We start from the raw sequence: 1,490 nt of genomic DNA, 5'->3' as shown, positions 1-1,490 counted from the left end.
TGATAGAAACAGAAGCCACTGGAGCACCTCAAAAACACCATCATACACTAAATCAGTAAGTTGGCAGCATCACCTAAGAAGCCGTAGTCGCGGGGAGCCTGATAAACGCCCGCAGAAATACCGTTCTGGAAGTCGTCAGAAATATTTCGCTCGCCCGTAGCGGTAATCTGCGCCGCGGAAGCCATCATCGTAGCGCCACTTAATGCGCTGGCTGCCAGTACCGCAACAGTTTTACGTGAACTGCTTTTCTTCTTACCTCTGGTTAATTCAGAAACGACAACCCAGATACCGAGTGCCGCGTTCCAAATAATGCTGTAAACCTTATTCATATATAACCCTCGTCTACATTCCTGTTATGTATGTGTTAATACGTTGAGTTGTTGGCTATGGTTGGCACGCGGATGTGCTACCCGGTATGTCTATTTTCGAAAATAGCGATCCCTTCCGGGCCAGGCGGAATTAAAAAATGAGCCGAAAGAAAATCTGTTAATAATTAACCGTGATTACTATCCTTAAATAAGTCAGTTACGGCTGGCTATAGTGAGAAATGGTGTACTTGAGCCGGGTATTACTTTTACCCAGCTTTCTGGCAATGTTGCTTTTGTACGCCCCGATTGTTTTTTCACTTTTTTGCGATACGCCGGCGATTTGTGTCAGTGACCACCCCCGGGCTAGCATCATCATCACATTGAATTCGTTGGTCGTTATTTTTGTTTGTAACTCTTTTATATTGCGCGTGTTTTTGTTATCGGTGATACGCGTGATTGTTTGCAATAGCTGATCAAGGCTGGTGTCCTGATCGAGGAACTGCAGGGCCATTCCGCACACTGTTTGAAAAATAGAAAAAGTGGCTTCATCGGCTAACACGATGATCGTTGTGGATGGTCGTATAGCCATGTTGCGGATAATCCTGGCATATTTTAAGAAATCTGATTTGTCAGGATTAATAATGATGCAATCCGTTTCATGAGATTGCGTTTGGACGTCAGAAAGCGTCTGGGAGGAATGGTACGCGATATCAATATATAATGATGAGCCACGTAGGATTTCTCGCATGCCTAGCCAGGGGTAAATTGAGTCACCCAAAAAAATAGCTTTAGACATAACGATCTCCTTGAAATTTTGGTGCAAGCAGTCGCCTCTTTTTTTAGTTCAAAAAGAGTTTCTCGCGATGCATGAAATGTTAATTAATTCTCGTATGCCCTAAATAATTCCAGTTGCAGGAAGTCCGGGGAGTGAATTCCCAGGCACACAGATACGATGTGGCTGAGGTGAACTAACGCAGCCAACGCATAGGCAACTTGAAATATGACGGGTATATTTCGCTCTTTGCTTTGAACGCATCCTTATTTATTCGGATATCAACAGATATTTTCTGTCTTTATTTAAATCATTAACTATTCTTAAAGTAGATATGGTGATGCTGCCAACTTACTGATTTAGTGTATGATGGTGTTTTTGAGGTGCTCCAGTGGCTTCTGTTTCTATCA

General features: G+C 43.0%; 2 protein-coding genes. Both read right to left on the bottom strand.

Annotated features, from left to right (window positions below):
• Nucleotides 1–47: 47 nt before the first annotated feature.
• The gene (locus RYZ59_RS24510; protein WP_318051104.1) at nt 48–329 is read right to left on the bottom strand and encodes an ESPR domain-containing protein; all 282 of its coding nucleotides are present in this window, start codon (nt 327–329) and stop codon (nt 48–50) included.
• 196 nt (nt 330–525) lie between these two features.
• Nucleotides 526–1,104: a LuxR C-terminal-related transcriptional regulator gene (locus RYZ59_RS24505; protein ID WP_318051105.1), complete on the bottom strand. Its 579-nt coding sequence runs from the start codon at nt 1,102–1,104 to the stop codon at nt 526–528.
• Nucleotides 1,105–1,490 lie beyond the last annotated feature (386 nt).

The sequence above is a fragment of the Citrobacter sp. HN-141 genome (assembly GCF_033341895.1).
GTDB lineage: Bacteria > Pseudomonadota > Gammaproteobacteria > Enterobacterales > Enterobacteriaceae > Citrobacter.
The sequence above is the reverse complement of the archived record's forward strand: the minus strand, read 5'-3'. Positions and strand labels throughout refer to the sequence as shown.